Raw genomic sequence first — 13,512 nt, 5'->3', positions numbered from 1 at the left:
CGATCATCTCCCGGCCGATGCGCTTCGACATGATCTGTGAGGCGAACGGCATCGAGCACCGGCTGACCAAACCCAACCATCCATGGACCAACGGCCAGGTCGAGAGGATGAACCGCACGATCAAGGACGCGACGGTCAAGCGCTTCCACTACGACAGCCACAATCAGCTACGCACGCACCTCACAGACTTCATGGCAGCCTACAATTTCGCCCGGCGGCTCAAAACTCTCGGCGGCCTCACGCCCTACGAATACATCTGCAAGGTCTGGACCTCAGAGCCGGATCGTTTCATCCTAAATCCGATCCACCAGATGCCGGGACTAAACACCTAGATGCTCATCCCGGCGAGGCGGCGTTCGCGCCGCATCACCAGCAGGATCGCAGCGATCCCCATTGCGGAGGTGGCCATCATCAGCGCCACAAGCGGCAGCGCGCCGCTTTCGGGGGTCAGCAGCGCGCCGGCCAGCGCCGACAGCGCGGCGCCGCCGCCGATCATGATCGCGCCGGAAAGCCCCGAGGCCGTGCCCGCGAGACGCGGGCGCACCGACAGCGCGCCGGACGTGCCGTTGGGAATCGACATCCCGTTGCCAAGCCCCACGAGCGTGACGAGGCCGAAAAAGCTCTCGGCGGTGCTGTGGCCGGTCAGGATGATGACAAGCGACAGGCCTGTGCCAAATGTGCAGATCATGCTGCCGTAAAGCACCATGCGATTGATTCCGATCCGTGCTGAGTAGCGGCCGGAGGCGTAGTTTCCGAGGAAATAGCCGATCGTGGGGGCGGCAAAATAGATGCCAAGCTGCGACGGGCTCAGTCCAAAGACCTCGCTGCCGACGAAGGGCGAGCCGCCGAGATAGGCGAAGAAGGCCCCCGAGGTGAAGGCGGTTGCGAGCGAGTAGCCCCAGAACCGGGGGCTGGTGAGAAGCTCGGGGTATTCGCGGAACTGCTGCGCGAGGGTCAGCCCGCTGCCGACGCTTGTCTCGCCCAGGTCCCGCCAGACGATCAGCAGGGTGAGCGCGCCAAGAGCCCCGAGCATCCAGAAGTTCGCCTGCCAGCCGAAGAATTCGTCCAGCACGCCGCCGACGGCCGGTCCGATCATCGGCACCACCGTCATGCCCATCGTGACATACCCGATCATCGAGGCGGCCTCGTCTGCGCCGACCATGTCGCGCACCACCGCGCGGCTCAGGACCATGGCGACGACGACGACCGCCTGCATCATGCGGAAGGCCAGGAAAATCTCGACATTGGGCGACAGTAGGCAGCCAAGCGTGGCGACGATGAAGATCACCAGCCCCCAGAGGATCACCGGACGGCGCCCCATCTTGTCGGAGATCGGGCCGATCACGATCTGCAAGGCCGCGTTCACCGCCAGATAGACCGCAACCGAAAGTTGCATGACCCGGTAGTCGGTCTCGAAATAGGCGGACATGCCGGGCAGACTGGGCAGGAAGATGTTCATGCTCAGCGCGCTCATGCCCGCGAGCAGGATCAGGGTCGAAATATGCGGCGGGCTGGTGCGATCGAAATAGCGCACGGTTGGTCGGACTTGCATGGCATCAGAGGTAGGCCCGGGCGCGGGAATTGTCCATCGGGCGGAAGTTGTTTTGTGAAACATTTGCTGTTTTTCAAATCGCAAATTTTGTATTGCAAAGGGTTTGCAAATTTGCCGAAATTTCCTTTGCGATGCCCCCGGACGCCCCTATGCTGGCGCGCAAACGCAAGGGGAGCGGACATGAAAGATATCCTTCAGGAACTGGAAAGCCGCCGTGGTGTGGCCCGGCTTGGCGGCGGGGCGCACCGGATCGAGGCGCAGCACGCCAAGGGCAAGCTGACCGCGCGCGAACGTATCGAGTTGCTGCTCGACGAGGACAGCTTCGAGGAATTCGACATGTTCAAGGCGCATCGCTGCACCGAGTTCGGAATGGAGCAGACCCGGCCCTATGGCGACGGGGTGATCACCGGCTGGGGCACGATCAACGGCCGTGTCGTCTATGTCTTCAGTCAGGATTTCACCGTCTTCGGCGGTTCCCTGTCGGAGACCCACGCCGAGAAGATCTGCAAGATCATGGATATGGCGATGCAGAATGGCGCGCCGGTTGTCGGCATCAACGATTCCGGCGGCGCGCGTATTCAGGAGGGCGTCGCCTCTCTCGCAGGATATGCGGAGGTGTTTCAGCGCAATATCATGGCCAGCGGCGTGATACCGCAGATCAGCGTGATCATGGGGCCTTGCGCGGGCGGCGCGGTCTACAGCCCGGCGATGACCGATTTCATCTTCATGGTGAAGGACAGCTCCTACATGTTCGTGACCGGGCCGGATGTGGTCAAGACCGTGACCAACGAGCAGGTCACGGCCGAGGAACTGGGCGGCGCGGTCACACATACGCGCAAGAGTTCCGTCGCCGATGCGGCGTTTGAAAACGACGTGGAGGCGCTGGCCGAAGTGCGCCGCCTTGTCGATTTCCTGCCGCTCAACAACCGCGAGAAACCGCCCGCCCGTCCGTTTTTCGACACGCCGGGGCGTGAGGAGATGAGTCTCGATACGCTGATCCCGGAGAACCCCAACAGCCCCTATGACATGAAGGAGCTGATCCACAAGGTCGCCGATGAGGGCGATTTCTACGAGATCCAGGAGGACTTCGCCAAGAATATCATCACCGGCTTCATCCGCCTTGAGGGGCAGACGGTCGGCGTGGTGGCGAACCAGCCGATGGTTCTGGCCGGGTGCCTCGATATCGATTCCAGCCGCAAGGCGGCGCGGTTCGTGCGCTTCTGCGACTGTTTCGAGATCCCGATCCTGACCTTCGTGGATGTGCCCGGGTTCCTGCCCGGCACGGGGCAGGAATTCGGCGGGGTGATCAAGCACGGCGCCAAGCTCCTGTTCGCCTTTGGCGAGGCGACGGTGCCCAAGGTGACGGTGATCACGCGCAAGGCCTATGGCGGCGCTTATGACGTGATGAGTTCCAAGCATATCCGGGGCGATTTCAACTATGCTTGGCCCACGGCGGAGATCGCGGTGATGGGGGCCAAGGGGGCGACGGAAATCCTCTATCGGTCCGAACTGGGCGATCCCGAGAAGATCGCGGGACGGACTGCGGATTACGAGGCGCGTTTCGCCAATCCCTTCGTGGCCGCGGAGCGCGGGTTCATCGACGAGGTGATCATGCCGCATTCGACCCGCAAGCGGGTGAGCCGTGCCTTTGCCAGCCTGCGCAACAAGAAGATGCAGAACCCGTGGAAGAAGCACGACAACATTCCGCTGTGATCTGACGTTCCCGTTCGCCAAATACTCCTGCCGGAGGCGCCCGCGCGTGCCACTGGCCCACCATTGGAGAGACCTGATCCCGATGAGCCGCTCCCGCTGGCATATCCTGCGCGATGACGCGTCCCTGACGATGACGCGCCGCTTGCCGGTGCGCTTCGATCTGGCGGTGGAGACGGTGTTTCCACGGGTCGGGCGGCTGCGTCTGGCCCGGCAGATCCGTCAGGACATGTGGCGCGAATTGCAAGGGCTGCGTGGCTTTGCGCCAGCGGTGCGTGTGACGGACGAGGGCGGCACGCTTCGGGTGACGGCCGGGGGCGCGGTTCAGGCCCCGTTTGCCAGCAAAGCGGTCGAGGAGCGGCTGGCCGCGCTTCTGGCCGATCCCGCGCGCCGGGCGCGCTGGTGTACCCACGCCGCGCGAAAGGGGGCGCGATGATCCCTGTTGCCTCACTCCGTCCACATGTGGCGGTCATCGCCTTTGCATCCACGTTGGGCGGGCCGGGCGCAGCAGTGGGCGAGGGCACGGGTCTTTCCGTGCCGTCCGGCCATGCGGTCACGCGGCAGGAGGTCCGGCTGGAAGATCGCGCGGACGGGCAGCGGGTGCTTCGTATGCGCTATGTCATGCCTGCCATCGCGGCGGACGACGTGGGCTTCGTGGATGTGGAAGATGATTTCGGCCACCTGTGCCAGTCCGACGCGATACCCACGTTGCACCGACAAGGCGACACTGCCGACCGGGCGGTGATCTCGCTTTCGGCCGAGCCGGTCGAGTTTGGCGTGGCCAATTCTGAAATACGGCAGTATTTCGAGGCGTTCACCCTCGAAAACGGCATCTGTATCTGGGAGGCTTTCTGATGCGGCCACAATATCTTGCGCAGGCCATGCGACGCCGGACCCGGTTTGCGGCTTTGCCGCCACAGGACATGAGCTTGACCCGCTATGCGTTTCATTTCGCGCGAAAATCCGATATGTTCCGGCAAGGTTGCACCCAAGCGACCTCGTATAAGAGCAAGAGGCAGGCAGGGCATATCCGCCCTGCTCCAACACAAAAAACGAATTGGAGAAACGGATGTCCAAGAGCATCAAGATGTTGCTGGCCCTCGGCCTGGCGGGTTTCATTTCCGCCTGCGCACAAGAGCCGGTCGAAGAATACGTCGTGGTCGATCCCGAGCCGATCTCGACCGAACCGGGCTACACCGGAAAGTACAAGTAACGCGATCCTCGGGCGGGTCTTCGGGCCTGCCCGCCTCCGCGCCCCTGTGATCCGGGGAGGCGCGGCATGATCAAGCATCGTGGGTTTCCGGGCCGACTGCCGGGATCGGATTTTCAGTTCACAATTCGCCGGGCCAACCCGAAGGGGGCCGCGCCGCTTGTCCGGCGCGAGCGCTACCGGGATCGCCGGCCTGTCGACCGGCGCGCCGACGCCGCCTTCATGGAGGCGCTTTGGCAGCAGTTCGGCGATGAGCCGTTCGAGCGTGGCAATCTCGATGCCGGGCGGCTGAGCTGGCTGTTCGGTCGTGAAGTGGTGCCGGCCGAAGATCCCTTCGATCCCGAAAGCTACGAGGCGCTTCTGGTGATCGACGTGGCGGTTGCGCGCGCCAGTTTCCCGGAGATTTTCGAAGAGGGAACGGCATGATCTTGCCAACGACGGGGCAATTTGCGCGGGAAGCGGCTGATGCGGCGGGCCAGCGTCACAGGGCGCTGGACCCGCGATATGCGTTTGGCGATAGTCGGGGGGCCGCGTGTCCGGCCCTCCGGACAGGCGGCGTTTGCGATAAACTCCGTTACCCTTCTTCCTTGGGGCGGTCCGGATTCATCCCCACCGGATCGCCCCGTTTTTTGTTTTGTCGTCGTGAGTTGCGAGGCGATCGGCAAAGGTTCGCCAGAACGCGGAAGATGGAGCGAACAGGGTTTCTCCGGCTTCCGGATTGCGCAATTGTCCGTACAATCTCAACGTGCGGAAAGGACACCTTCAAATGCGCAGAATCACAGCGGTCGGCCTTTGTGTCGGGTTGGCCGGGCTTGTCGCGGCTTGCGGCAACACCACCACGGAACAGGCGGTCCTTGGCGTCGGGGCGGGCACGGCGGCGTCCGTTGTCGCCGGCGGGAGCGTGGCCACGGGTGCCGTCCTCGGGGCTGCGGGGAACGTCGCCTATTGCAAGGCTTATCCCTCGCGCTGTCAGTAGCGTTGACGCAACACACCCCGGCCCGCTGGCCGGTGGTGTACAAAGATCTGTCGGACCATCCGGGCGAACGCCCCGGGTGGTCCTTTTTGTTGCCACTGCCCGACCAGAGCGCGGGCCAAGAACCGGAAGGGACATGACATGTTCGACAAGATCCTGATCGCGAACCGGGGCGAAATCGCCTGCCGTGTCATCAAGACCGCCCGCAGGATGGGGATCAAGACGGTCGCCGTCTATTCCGACGCGGACAAGCACGCGCTGCATGTGGAGATGGCCGACGAAGCGGTGCATATCGGCCCGCCGCCCGCGAACCAGTCCTATATCGTGATCGACAAGATCATGGAGGCGGTCCGGTCCTCGGGCGCGCAGGCGGTACACCCCGGCTATGGCTTCCTGTCGGAGAACCCGAAGTTCGCAGAGGCGCTGGAGGCGGCGGGCGTCGCCTTTATCGGTCCGCCCAAGGGGGCGATCGAGGCGATGGGTGACAAGATCACCTCCAAAAAGCTCGCCAAGGAGGCGGGGGTGAACACGGTGCCGGGCTACATGGGGCTGATCGAGGACGCGGATGAGGCGGTGAAGATCAGCCGCGAGATCGGATATCCGGTGATGCTCAAGGCCAGCGCGGGCGGCGGCGGCAAGGGGATGCGGATCGCCTGGACCGACGAGGAAGCGCGCGAGGGTTTCCAGGCTTCCAAGAACGAGGCGGCCAGCAGTTTCGGCGATGACCGGATCTTCATCGAGAAATTCGTCACCCAGCCGCGTCATATCGAGATTCAGGTGCTGTGCGACAGCCACGGCAACGGCGTCTATCTGGGAGAGCGGGAATGTTCGATCCAGCGGCGCAATCAGAAGGTCGTGGAAGAGGCGCCGTCCCCCTTTCTCGATGCGCAGACCCGCAAGGCAATGGGCGAGCAGGCGCTGGCGCTGTCCCATGCGGTGGATTATGCCAGTGCGGGCACGGTCGAATTCATCGTCGATGCGCAGAAGAATTTCTATTTCCTTGAGATGAACACCCGCCTTCAGGTGGAGCATCCGGTCACGGAGCTGATTACCGGGGTGGATCTGGTGGAGCAGATGATCCGCGTTGCGGCGGGCGAGACACTGTCGTTTGCACAGGCGGATGTGAAATTGAACGGTTGGGCCATCGAGAACCGGCTTTATGCCGAAGACCCTTATCGCGGTTTCCTGCCCTCCATCGGGCGGCTGTCCCGCTATCGCCCGCCGGCGGAGGTGGTTGAAGAGGGGCATGTCGTGCGCAACGATACCGGCGTCTATGAGGGCGGCGAGATCAGCATGTATTATGATCCGATGATCGCAAAGCTCTGCACATGGGCGCCGACGCGCCCCGAGGCTATCGAGCACATGCGCAACGCGCTCGACGGGTTCGAAGTGGAAGGGATCGGGCACAACCTGCCGTTTCTGAGCACGGTGATGGATCACCCGAAATTCATCGCGGGCGACATCACCACAGCCTTTATCGCAGAGGAGTTTCCCGACGGCTTCGACGGGGCGGTTCTGCCCGGCAACACGCTCCGCAAGATCGCGGCGGCGGCGGCCGCGATGAACAGGGTCGCCGAGATTCGCCGCTCGCGCATTTCAGGGCGGATGGATAACCATGAGCGCCGCGTCGGCTCCGATTGGGTCGTGAGCCTTCAGGGCGCCGATTTCAAGGTGACGGTCGATGCCGACCGCGCGGGCGCGACCGTGGGCTTTGACGACGGCACGCAGAAGCGGGTGAGTTCCGACTGGACGCCGGGCGATCAACTGGCCGAGGTGCGGGTCGATGGCGCAGCTCTCGTGCTCAAGGTCGGAAAGATCTCGGGGGGTTTTCGTATCCGCAGCCGAGGCGCGGATCTGAAGGTGCATGTGCGCACCCCGCGCCAGGCGGAACTTGCCGCATTGATGCCCGAGAAGATGCCGCCCGACACATCGAAGATGCTGCTTTGCCCGATGCCCGGATTGATCGTGGCGATCAATGTGGAAGAGGGGCAGGAGGTGCAGGAAGGTCAGGCGCTGTGTTCGGTCGAGGCGATGAAGATGGAGAACATCCTGCGCGCCGAGCGCAAGTCCGTGGTCACCAAGATCAATGCCGGAGCGGGTGACAACCTTGCCGTGGATGATGTGATCATGGAGTTCGAATAAGGCGATGGGTCCGGAGGGGTCTGATATCCCCGCTTCGGAGGCGGGACCCCGGCCGCGGGTGTCGGTTGACTTGCGGAGCCCATCGGGCCGGGATCAATCTTCTTCGCGGCGGTCGCGCACCTCCTGCTGGCGCAGGGGCAGCTTGTCGATGGAGCGCGTGATTTCCCGCACGTCCCAGGGCAGCGGTTTGCGCAGGTACACTGTCCCGTCCTTGCCCACAAGAACCATCATGAAGCCGCGCGGGCGAAACCTTTGGCGCAGCGCCGATCTTTCGGACGGTTCGGTGTCGGTGAATACGATCACATCGCGATCGCGAAGCGCCTCGGGGCGTTCTTTCAGAAGTTCGATCTGCTGGATGAAACTTGGATCAGTGGGGCCGTCGGCGAAGACGACGATGGGACGGCTTATCCAGAGAAAGTCCTTCAAATCCACGCCAACCCCGTCACGGATCAGCGGAGCTTCTTCGATGGGCGCGGCCTTTTCGACGGGCGCGGCGTCCTGCGCCAGCGTGGCCGATCCCAGAAAGGCCAGAACTACAAAGATTAAGCGGTGTATCATCAACTCTCCTGTCGGGGTGAATATAAGCCGGACGCACGCTATTGCGATGGCGATTTTCGGCGCGGATGTCAATTTTGTCGTCAGGCTCATCGTTTGGGGAAGAGCGCGGTGATCGCGGCCCGTTGGAATATGGCCCCTCCGCTGGCAGGCCCGCGCCTTGCTCGGTGCAACCGGGGGAGGCACGGCCACATCCGCCGGGGGAAAACAGGGTGCTGGCGGCCCTGTGGCGCAGAACGATCTGCACACTGATCGAGGAAACCGGATCGGACATGGTGGGGCGGACCTCGCCATCCGGTCACAGGAGAAGAGGACAAGTAAATGACCAAGAAAGAGGACTGGTCGAAGCTCGCTGAAAAGGAGCTCCGTGGGCGGCCGCTGGAGGATCTGACCTGGCATACGCTGGAAGGGATCGACGTTCGGCCGCTCTATACCGAGGAGGACACGGCCGATCTTCCGCATATGGGATCGTTGCCGGGATTCGATCCGTTCACCCGCGGGGTCAAGGCGACGATGTATGCCGGGCGACCCTGGACCATCCGGCAGTATGCGGGGTTTTCCACCGCCGAGGATTCCAACGCCTTCTATCGCCGCAACCTTGCCGCCGGGCAGCAGGGGGTCTCTGTCGCCTTCGATCTGGCCACGCACCGGGGATACGATAGCGACCATCCGCGCGTGGTGGGCGATGTCGGCAAGGCCGGGGTCGCCATCGACAGCGTTGAGGACATGAAGATCCTGTTCGACGAAATCCCGCTCGATCAGGTGTCGGTCTCGATGACGATGAACGGCGCGGTGATCCCGATTCTGGCGAGTTTCATCGTGGTGGGCGAAGAGCAGGGCCATGACAAGGCGGCGCTCTCGGGGACCATCCAGAACGATATCCTCAAGGAGTTCATGGTCCGCAACACCTACATCTATCCGCCCGAGCCGTCGATGCGGATCATTTCGGATATCATCGAGTATACCTCGGAAGAGATGCCGAGGTTCAATTCGATCTCGATTTCCGGCTACCACATGCAGGAGGCCGGTGCGAACCTTGTGCAGGAGCTTGCCTTCACGCTCGCCGACGGGCGCGAATATGTGAAGGCCGCGATCGAGGCGGGGATGGATGTCGACAGGTTCGCGGGCCGGCTGTCGTTCTTCTTTGCCATCGGCATGAACTTCTTCATGGAGGCGGCGAAATTGCGGGCCGCGCGGCTTCTGTGGCACCGGGTGATGACGGAATTTGGCGCGAAGAACGACCGCTCCAAGATGCTGCGCACTCATTGCCAGACGTCCGGCGTGTCCTTGCAGGAGCAGGACCCCTATAACAACGTGGTCCGTACCGCCTACGAGGCGATGTCGGCGGTGCTTGGCGGCACGCAGTCCCTGCATACCAACGCGCTCGACGAGGCGATTGCGCTGCCCACCGATTTCTCGGCCCGTATCGCGCGCAATACGCAGCTTATTCTTCAGGAAGAAACCGGGGTTGCCAATGTGGTCGATCCGTTGGCGGGCTCCTACTACGTCGAGAGCCTGACCGATGAGCTTGCCGAAAAGGCCTGGGCACTCATGCAGGAGATCGAGGACATGGGCGGCATGACAAAGGCGGTGGCCAGCGGCATGCCCAAGCTGCGGATCGAGGAGACGGCGGCGCGGCGGCAGGCGAAGATCGACCGCGGCGAAGAGGTGATTGTTGGCGTCAACAAGTATCGCAAGGAGACCGAAGACCCGATCGACATTCTTGATGTGGATAACGTGAAGGTCCGCGAATCGCAGGTCCGGCGGCTCGAAAAGATCCGGGGTGAGCGGGACGAGGCGGCCTGCACCGCCGCGCTGGATGAGGTGACACGTCGTGCGAAAGAGGGCGGCAATCTTCTGGCGGCGGCGGTCGAGGCCGCGCGCGCGCGGGCAACGGTGGGGGAAATCAGCATGAGCATGGAAAAGGTGTTCGGGCGCCATCGCGCCGAGGTCAAGACGCTCGCCGGGGTCTATGGCGCGGCCTATGAGGGGGACGAAGGCTTTGCCGCGATCCAGAAGTCGGTGGAGGATTTCGCAGAGGAGGAAGGTCGGCGCCCCCGTATGCTCGTGGTCAAGATGGGGCAGGACGGCCACGACCGGGGGGCCAAGGTGATCGCCACCGCCTTTGCCGATATCGGGTTCGATGTGGATGTCGGCCCACTGTTTCAGACGCCGGATGAGGCTGCGCAGGACGCCATCGACAACGATGTGCATGTGGTCGGCATCTCTTCGCAGGCGGCAGGTCACAAGACGTTGGCGCCGCAGCTTATCGAGGCGCTCAAGGCGAAGGATGCGGGCGATATCATCGTGATTTGCGGCGGCGTGATCCCGCAGCAGGATTACGAGTTTCTGAAAAACGCCGGCGTGAAGGCAATCTTCGGCCCCGGCACCAATATTCCGGAGGCCGCGCAGGATATTCTCAAACTCATCCGGGCCGCGCGGGATTGAAATAACACGAGGCGAGGGGCGTGCCCCTTGCCTTTTGCCGCCGTCCGTGACGCTCTGTCCGGGGCGGATATATGCGGAGAAGACATGATACTCGATCATCTGGCCGTTGCGAGCGAGACATTGGAGGCAGCACAGGCCCATGTGGAAGAGGTGCTTGGCGTGGCGATGGCGCCGGGCGGCAAGCATGCGCATTTCGGCACCCACAACCGCCTTCTGGGGCTGGCCGAGGGGCTCTATCTCGAAGCGATCGCCATCGACCGTGCCGCGCCGAAGCCCGACTATCCGCGCTGGTTCGACCTCGATCGGTTCACCGGGCCGCCGCGACTTGCGAACTGGATCTGCCGGGTGGACGATCTTGACGCCGCGCTTGCGGGGCTGCCCGAAGGGGCGGGGGAACCGGTCACGTTGGAGCGGGGGGATCTGCGCTGGCGCATGGCGGTGCCCGACGATGGTATTCTGCCGATGCAGGGGGCTTTTCCAGCGGTGCTGGAGTGGGAGGTGCCGAACCCGCCGGGCGAGAGGCTCGATCCGAGCGGCTGCCGCCTTCTGCGGCTGGAGGTGATCCATCCGGAGGCGGCGCGGCTTGCGCAATTGCTGCCGCTGACGGATTCGCGGGTGGTGTTCGAGGGGGGAGACGTGGCGTTGCGTGCGGTGTTTGACACGCCGCATGGCGAAAGAGTTCTGACATGAGGATACGCGCTGCCGAGCAGGGTGATGCAGCAGCGATTGCGGCGATCTGGAACCGTGAGATTCGGGATGGCGTGAGCACCTTCAACACCGCGGAGAAGACCCGCATCGAGATCGCCGAGCTGATCGCGGCGCGGGGGGCCGGGTTCATCGTTGCCTATATGCACGGGGCGGTGATCGGTTTCGCCACCTATTTCCAGTTTCGCGGCGGGCCGGGATATGCGCACACGATGGAACATTCCATTCACCTTGCCGAGGCGGCGCGCGGGCAGGGTACGGGCCGCGCGCTCATGGCGGTGCTTGAGCAGAATGCCCGCGCGGCCGGGGTGCATTCGCTGATCGCCGGCATTGGCGGTGAGAACCTGTCCGGCGTTGCGTTCCATACCCGAGTAGGTTTTGCGCCTGTGGCCCGTCTGCCCGAGGTGGGTCGCAAGTTCGGGCGCTGGATGGATCTTGTGCTGATGCAGAAATTCCTCTGACATGGCCATGACTTCCCCCGTTTCGAGATGATAGGCTGCCTTCATGTCGGTCTGGACCCGTATAGGTGATGCGCTTTCCGCGCTGAGAAAGGGCGAAAGCCTTGCCTCGGTATTCGACAAGCTGCGCGCACCGCCGGAACGCTCGGTCGCGTTTGCCATTGCCGTGGTCGCGCTGGGGGCGAAGATGGCCAAGGCCGACGGGCGGGTCACGCGCAACGAGGTGACGGCGTTCCGCGAGGTGTTCCAGATTGCGCGCGACGATGAAGCGGGGGCCGCGCGGGTGTTCAATCTCGCCCGGCAGGATGTTGCCGGGTACGAGGAATATGCCCGCCGTATCAAGACGCTTTTCGGCGACGATAGCGACGTTTTCTGCGATTTGATGGAGGGGCTGTTTCATATTGCCCTTGCAGACGGGGCCTATCACCCGAACGAGGACGCATTCCTGGGCCGGGTGGCGGAGATATTCGGTATCCCGGAGCAACGGTTTCGCGCCCTGCGTGCGCGCTTTCTGCCGGATGCGGAGTGCGATCCCTATACGGTTCTGGGTGTATCGCCGGACACGCCCATCGAGGAAATCCGCCGCGTCTGGCGGCAGGCGGTGCGCGACACGCATCCCGACCGGATGATTGCCCGGGGTGTGCCTGAAGAAGCGGTGAAACTGGCCGAACGGCGCATGGTCGATATCAACCGCGCCTGGGAAGAGATCAGCGGAAAGGCCGCCTGATGCGGCTTGCCACGTATAACGTGGAGTGGTTCACCAATCTATTCGACGATCACGACACTCTTCTGGTGGATGATCATTGGTCCGGGCGGCAGGATGTGACCCGTGCGCAGCAGGCCGAGGCGCTTGGAATCGTGTTCACGGCGCTGGATGCCGACGCCGTGATGGTGATCGAGGCCCCCGACGACAACGGCAAACGCAGCACCGTAAAGGCGCTGGAAGGTTTCGCAAAGGCATTCGATCTGCGCACCCGCAAGGCTGTCCTCGGATTTGCCAATGAGACGCAGCAGGAGATTGCACTGCTCTACGACCCTGCTGTCCTGACGGTTCGGCATGATCCCCAAGGGGCCGGGACAGGAAAGAAGGGGGCCGTGGATGCGCCACGTTTCGACGGGGTCTTCCGGATCGATCTGGACATCGACGCGACCGAGGATCTGGTGCGATTCTCCAAGCCGCCGCTTGAACTGGATGTGACGACGGCGGAGGGGAACAAGCTGCGTATCATCGGCGCGCATCTGAAATCCAAGGCCCCGCACAGGGCCAGAAGCCGGGATGAGGCGATGCGTATCGGGATCGCCAGCCGGCGCAAGCAACTGGCGCAGGCGATCTGGCTGAAACAACGGATCAGCGATCATCTGAAGGCGGGAGAGCCTCTTATCCTGATGGGGGATCTGAACGACGGCCCCGGTCTTGACGAGTTCGAGAATCTTTTCGGTCGCTCGTCGGTGGAGATCCTGATGGGGGAGGACGGGGAGCGATGTCTGTACGATCCCCATGCGCGGCGCGCCCTGCACAGCAAACTCGAAGTGCCGCCAAGCTCCGCGCGTTTCTACATCGCGCCGGAAAACCGCTATCTTCAGGCGCTTCTGGATTACATCATGGTTTCGCCGGATCTGCTCCGGCTGCAGCCGCGTTGGCGCATCTGGCATCCGTTCGACGATCCCGGTTGCTGGTCGGTGGACGAATTGCGCCGTGCGCTTCTCAATGCGTCCGATCATTTTCCGGTAACACTCGATATTGACCTGTGAGCCCTTA

The 13,512-nt window shown here is 63.1% G+C and carries 15 protein-coding genes; 13 read left to right on the top strand and 2 right to left on the bottom strand.

The genetic code is table 11. The features are described 5' to 3' along the window. Window positions 1-332 (top strand): integrase core domain-containing protein (locus tag BMW66_RS14655; RefSeq protein ID WP_139196115.1); only part of this gene is annotated, 332 nt, incomplete at its 5' end. Here the strand turns inward: BMW66_RS14655 and BMW66_RS14650 are convergent. Further along, window positions 329-1,552, bottom strand: coding sequence for a multidrug effflux MFS transporter (locus tag BMW66_RS14650; RefSeq protein ID WP_093119602.1), 1,224 nt, complete (start codon window positions 1,550-1,552; stop codon window positions 329-331). The genes BMW66_RS14655 and BMW66_RS14650 overlap by 4 nt on opposite strands. Before the next feature lie 180 nt (window positions 1,553-1,732). Here BMW66_RS14650 and BMW66_RS14645 point away from each other — a divergent pair, with 180 nt between their 5' ends. From BMW66_RS14645 to BMW66_RS14620, 7 genes are all read left to right on the top strand, one after another. Then, window positions 1,733-3,265 carry an acyl-CoA carboxylase subunit beta gene (locus BMW66_RS14645; protein ID WP_093119600.1) on the top strand — a complete coding sequence of 511 codons (1,533 nt, stop codon included), beginning with the start codon at window positions 1,733-1,735 and terminating at the stop codon, window positions 3,263-3,265. 82 nt (window positions 3,266-3,347) lie between these two features. After that, window positions 3,348-3,698 carry a hypothetical protein gene (locus tag BMW66_RS14640; protein WP_093119599.1) on the top strand — a complete coding sequence of 117 codons (351 nt, stop codon included), beginning with the start codon at window positions 3,348-3,350 and terminating at the stop codon, window positions 3,696-3,698. Beyond that, the gene (locus BMW66_RS14635) at window positions 3,695-4,117 is read left to right on the top strand and encodes a DUF6497 family protein (RefSeq protein ID WP_093119597.1); all 423 of its coding nucleotides are present in this window, start codon (window positions 3,695-3,697) and stop codon (window positions 4,115-4,117) included. Before BMW66_RS14640 ends, BMW66_RS14635 begins: the two co-directional genes overlap by 4 nt. A 214-nt stretch (window positions 4,118-4,331) precedes the next feature. Beyond that, window positions 4,332-4,475: a hypothetical protein gene (locus tag BMW66_RS20380; protein ID WP_175483261.1), complete on the top strand. Its 144-nt coding sequence runs from the start codon at window positions 4,332-4,334 to the stop codon at window positions 4,473-4,475. A gap of 66 nt (window positions 4,476-4,541) precedes the next feature. Beyond that, entirely contained in the window at window positions 4,542-4,898 is a 357-nt protein-coding gene (locus tag BMW66_RS14630) for a hypothetical protein (protein WP_093119595.1), read from the top strand. Window positions 4,899-5,238: 340 nt separating this feature from the next. Then, a complete protein-coding gene (locus tag BMW66_RS14625; RefSeq protein WP_093119594.1) occupies window positions 5,239-5,448 on the top strand; it encodes a hypothetical protein in 210 nt (69 codons plus the stop codon). 138 nt (window positions 5,449-5,586) lie between these two features. Then, window positions 5,587-7,587 (top strand): acetyl-CoA carboxylase biotin carboxylase subunit, encoded by a 2,001-nt coding sequence (locus BMW66_RS14620; protein WP_093119593.1) that lies wholly within the window; start codon window positions 5,587-5,589, stop codon window positions 7,585-7,587. A gap of 93 nt (window positions 7,588-7,680) precedes the next feature. On the opposite strand, the gene BMW66_RS14615 is transcribed toward BMW66_RS14620, so the two are convergent. Continuing rightward, window positions 7,681-8,145, bottom strand: a complete 465-nt coding sequence (locus BMW66_RS14615) for a DUF4174 domain-containing protein (protein ID WP_093119591.1) — start codon at window positions 8,143-8,145, stop codon at window positions 7,681-7,683. 318 nt (window positions 8,146-8,463) lie between these two features. On the opposite strand from BMW66_RS14615, the gene scpA reads away from it, so the two are divergent. The 5 genes from scpA (at window position 8,464) to BMW66_RS14590 (ending at window position 13,505) form a co-directional block, all read left to right on the top strand. After that, complete coding sequence (gene scpA / locus BMW66_RS14610) at window positions 8,464-10,590, top strand: methylmalonyl-CoA mutase (RefSeq protein ID WP_093119590.1); 2,127 nt, start codon at window positions 8,464-8,466, stop codon at window positions 10,588-10,590. 84 nt (window positions 10,591-10,674) lie between these two features. Beyond that, window positions 10,675-11,280 (top strand): VOC family protein, encoded by a 606-nt coding sequence (locus BMW66_RS14605; protein WP_093119589.1) that lies wholly within the window; start codon window positions 10,675-10,677, stop codon window positions 11,278-11,280. Continuing rightward, complete coding sequence (locus tag BMW66_RS14600; RefSeq protein WP_093119587.1) at window positions 11,277-11,756, top strand: GNAT family N-acetyltransferase; 480 nt, start codon at window positions 11,277-11,279, stop codon at window positions 11,754-11,756. The genes BMW66_RS14605 and BMW66_RS14600 overlap by 4 nt, the downstream gene beginning before the upstream one ends. Window positions 11,757-11,799: 43 nt before the next feature. Further along, window positions 11,800-12,480 (top strand): molecular chaperone DjiA, encoded by a 681-nt coding sequence (locus BMW66_RS14595; protein WP_093119586.1) that lies wholly within the window; start codon window positions 11,800-11,802, stop codon window positions 12,478-12,480. After that, window positions 12,480-13,505 (top strand): endonuclease/exonuclease/phosphatase family protein, encoded by a 1,026-nt coding sequence (locus BMW66_RS14590; RefSeq protein WP_093119585.1) that lies wholly within the window; start codon window positions 12,480-12,482, stop codon window positions 13,503-13,505. The genes BMW66_RS14595 and BMW66_RS14590 overlap by 1 nt, the downstream gene beginning before the upstream one ends. Window positions 13,506-13,512 lie beyond the last annotated feature (7 nt).

This window comes from Salinihabitans flavidus, assembly GCF_900110425.1.
GTDB lineage: Bacteria > Pseudomonadota > Alphaproteobacteria > Rhodobacterales > Rhodobacteraceae > Salinihabitans > Salinihabitans flavidus.
This window is presented reverse-complemented; position numbering and strand designations above follow the sequence as displayed.

Excerpts from the sequence above, each read along its gene's own strand:
- BMW66_RS14650 (WP_093119602.1), bottom strand. The coding sequence starts at position 1,552 with ATGCAAGTCCGACCAACCGTGCGCTATTTCGATCGCACCAGCCCGCCG.
- BMW66_RS14645 (WP_093119600.1), top strand. The coding sequence starts at position 1,733 with ATGAAAGATATCCTTCAGGAACTGGAAAGCCGCCGTGGTGTGGCCCGG.
- BMW66_RS14640 (WP_093119599.1), top strand. The coding sequence starts at position 3,348 with ATGAGCCGCTCCCGCTGGCATATCCTGCGCGATGACGCGTCCCTGACG.
- BMW66_RS14635 (WP_093119597.1), top strand. The coding sequence starts at position 3,695 with ATGATCCCTGTTGCCTCACTCCGTCCACATGTGGCGGTCATCGCCTTT.
- BMW66_RS20380 (WP_175483261.1), top strand. The coding sequence starts at position 4,332 with ATGTCCAAGAGCATCAAGATGTTGCTGGCCCTCGGCCTGGCGGGTTTC.
- BMW66_RS14630 (WP_093119595.1), top strand. The coding sequence starts at position 4,542 with ATGATCAAGCATCGTGGGTTTCCGGGCCGACTGCCGGGATCGGATTTT.
- BMW66_RS14625 (WP_093119594.1), top strand. The coding sequence starts at position 5,239 with ATGCGCAGAATCACAGCGGTCGGCCTTTGTGTCGGGTTGGCCGGGCTT.
- BMW66_RS14620 (WP_093119593.1), top strand. The coding sequence starts at position 5,587 with ATGTTCGACAAGATCCTGATCGCGAACCGGGGCGAAATCGCCTGCCGT.
- BMW66_RS14615 (WP_093119591.1), bottom strand. The coding sequence starts at position 8,145 with ATGATACACCGCTTAATCTTTGTAGTTCTGGCCTTTCTGGGATCGGCC.
- scpA (WP_093119590.1), top strand. The coding sequence starts at position 8,464 with ATGACCAAGAAAGAGGACTGGTCGAAGCTCGCTGAAAAGGAGCTCCGT.
- BMW66_RS14605 (WP_093119589.1), top strand. The coding sequence starts at position 10,675 with ATGATACTCGATCATCTGGCCGTTGCGAGCGAGACATTGGAGGCAGCA.
- BMW66_RS14600 (WP_093119587.1), top strand. The coding sequence starts at position 11,277 with ATGAGGATACGCGCTGCCGAGCAGGGTGATGCAGCAGCGATTGCGGCG.
- BMW66_RS14595 (WP_093119586.1), top strand. The coding sequence starts at position 11,800 with ATGTCGGTCTGGACCCGTATAGGTGATGCGCTTTCCGCGCTGAGAAAG.
- BMW66_RS14590 (WP_093119585.1), top strand. The coding sequence starts at position 12,480 with ATGCGGCTTGCCACGTATAACGTGGAGTGGTTCACCAATCTATTCGAC.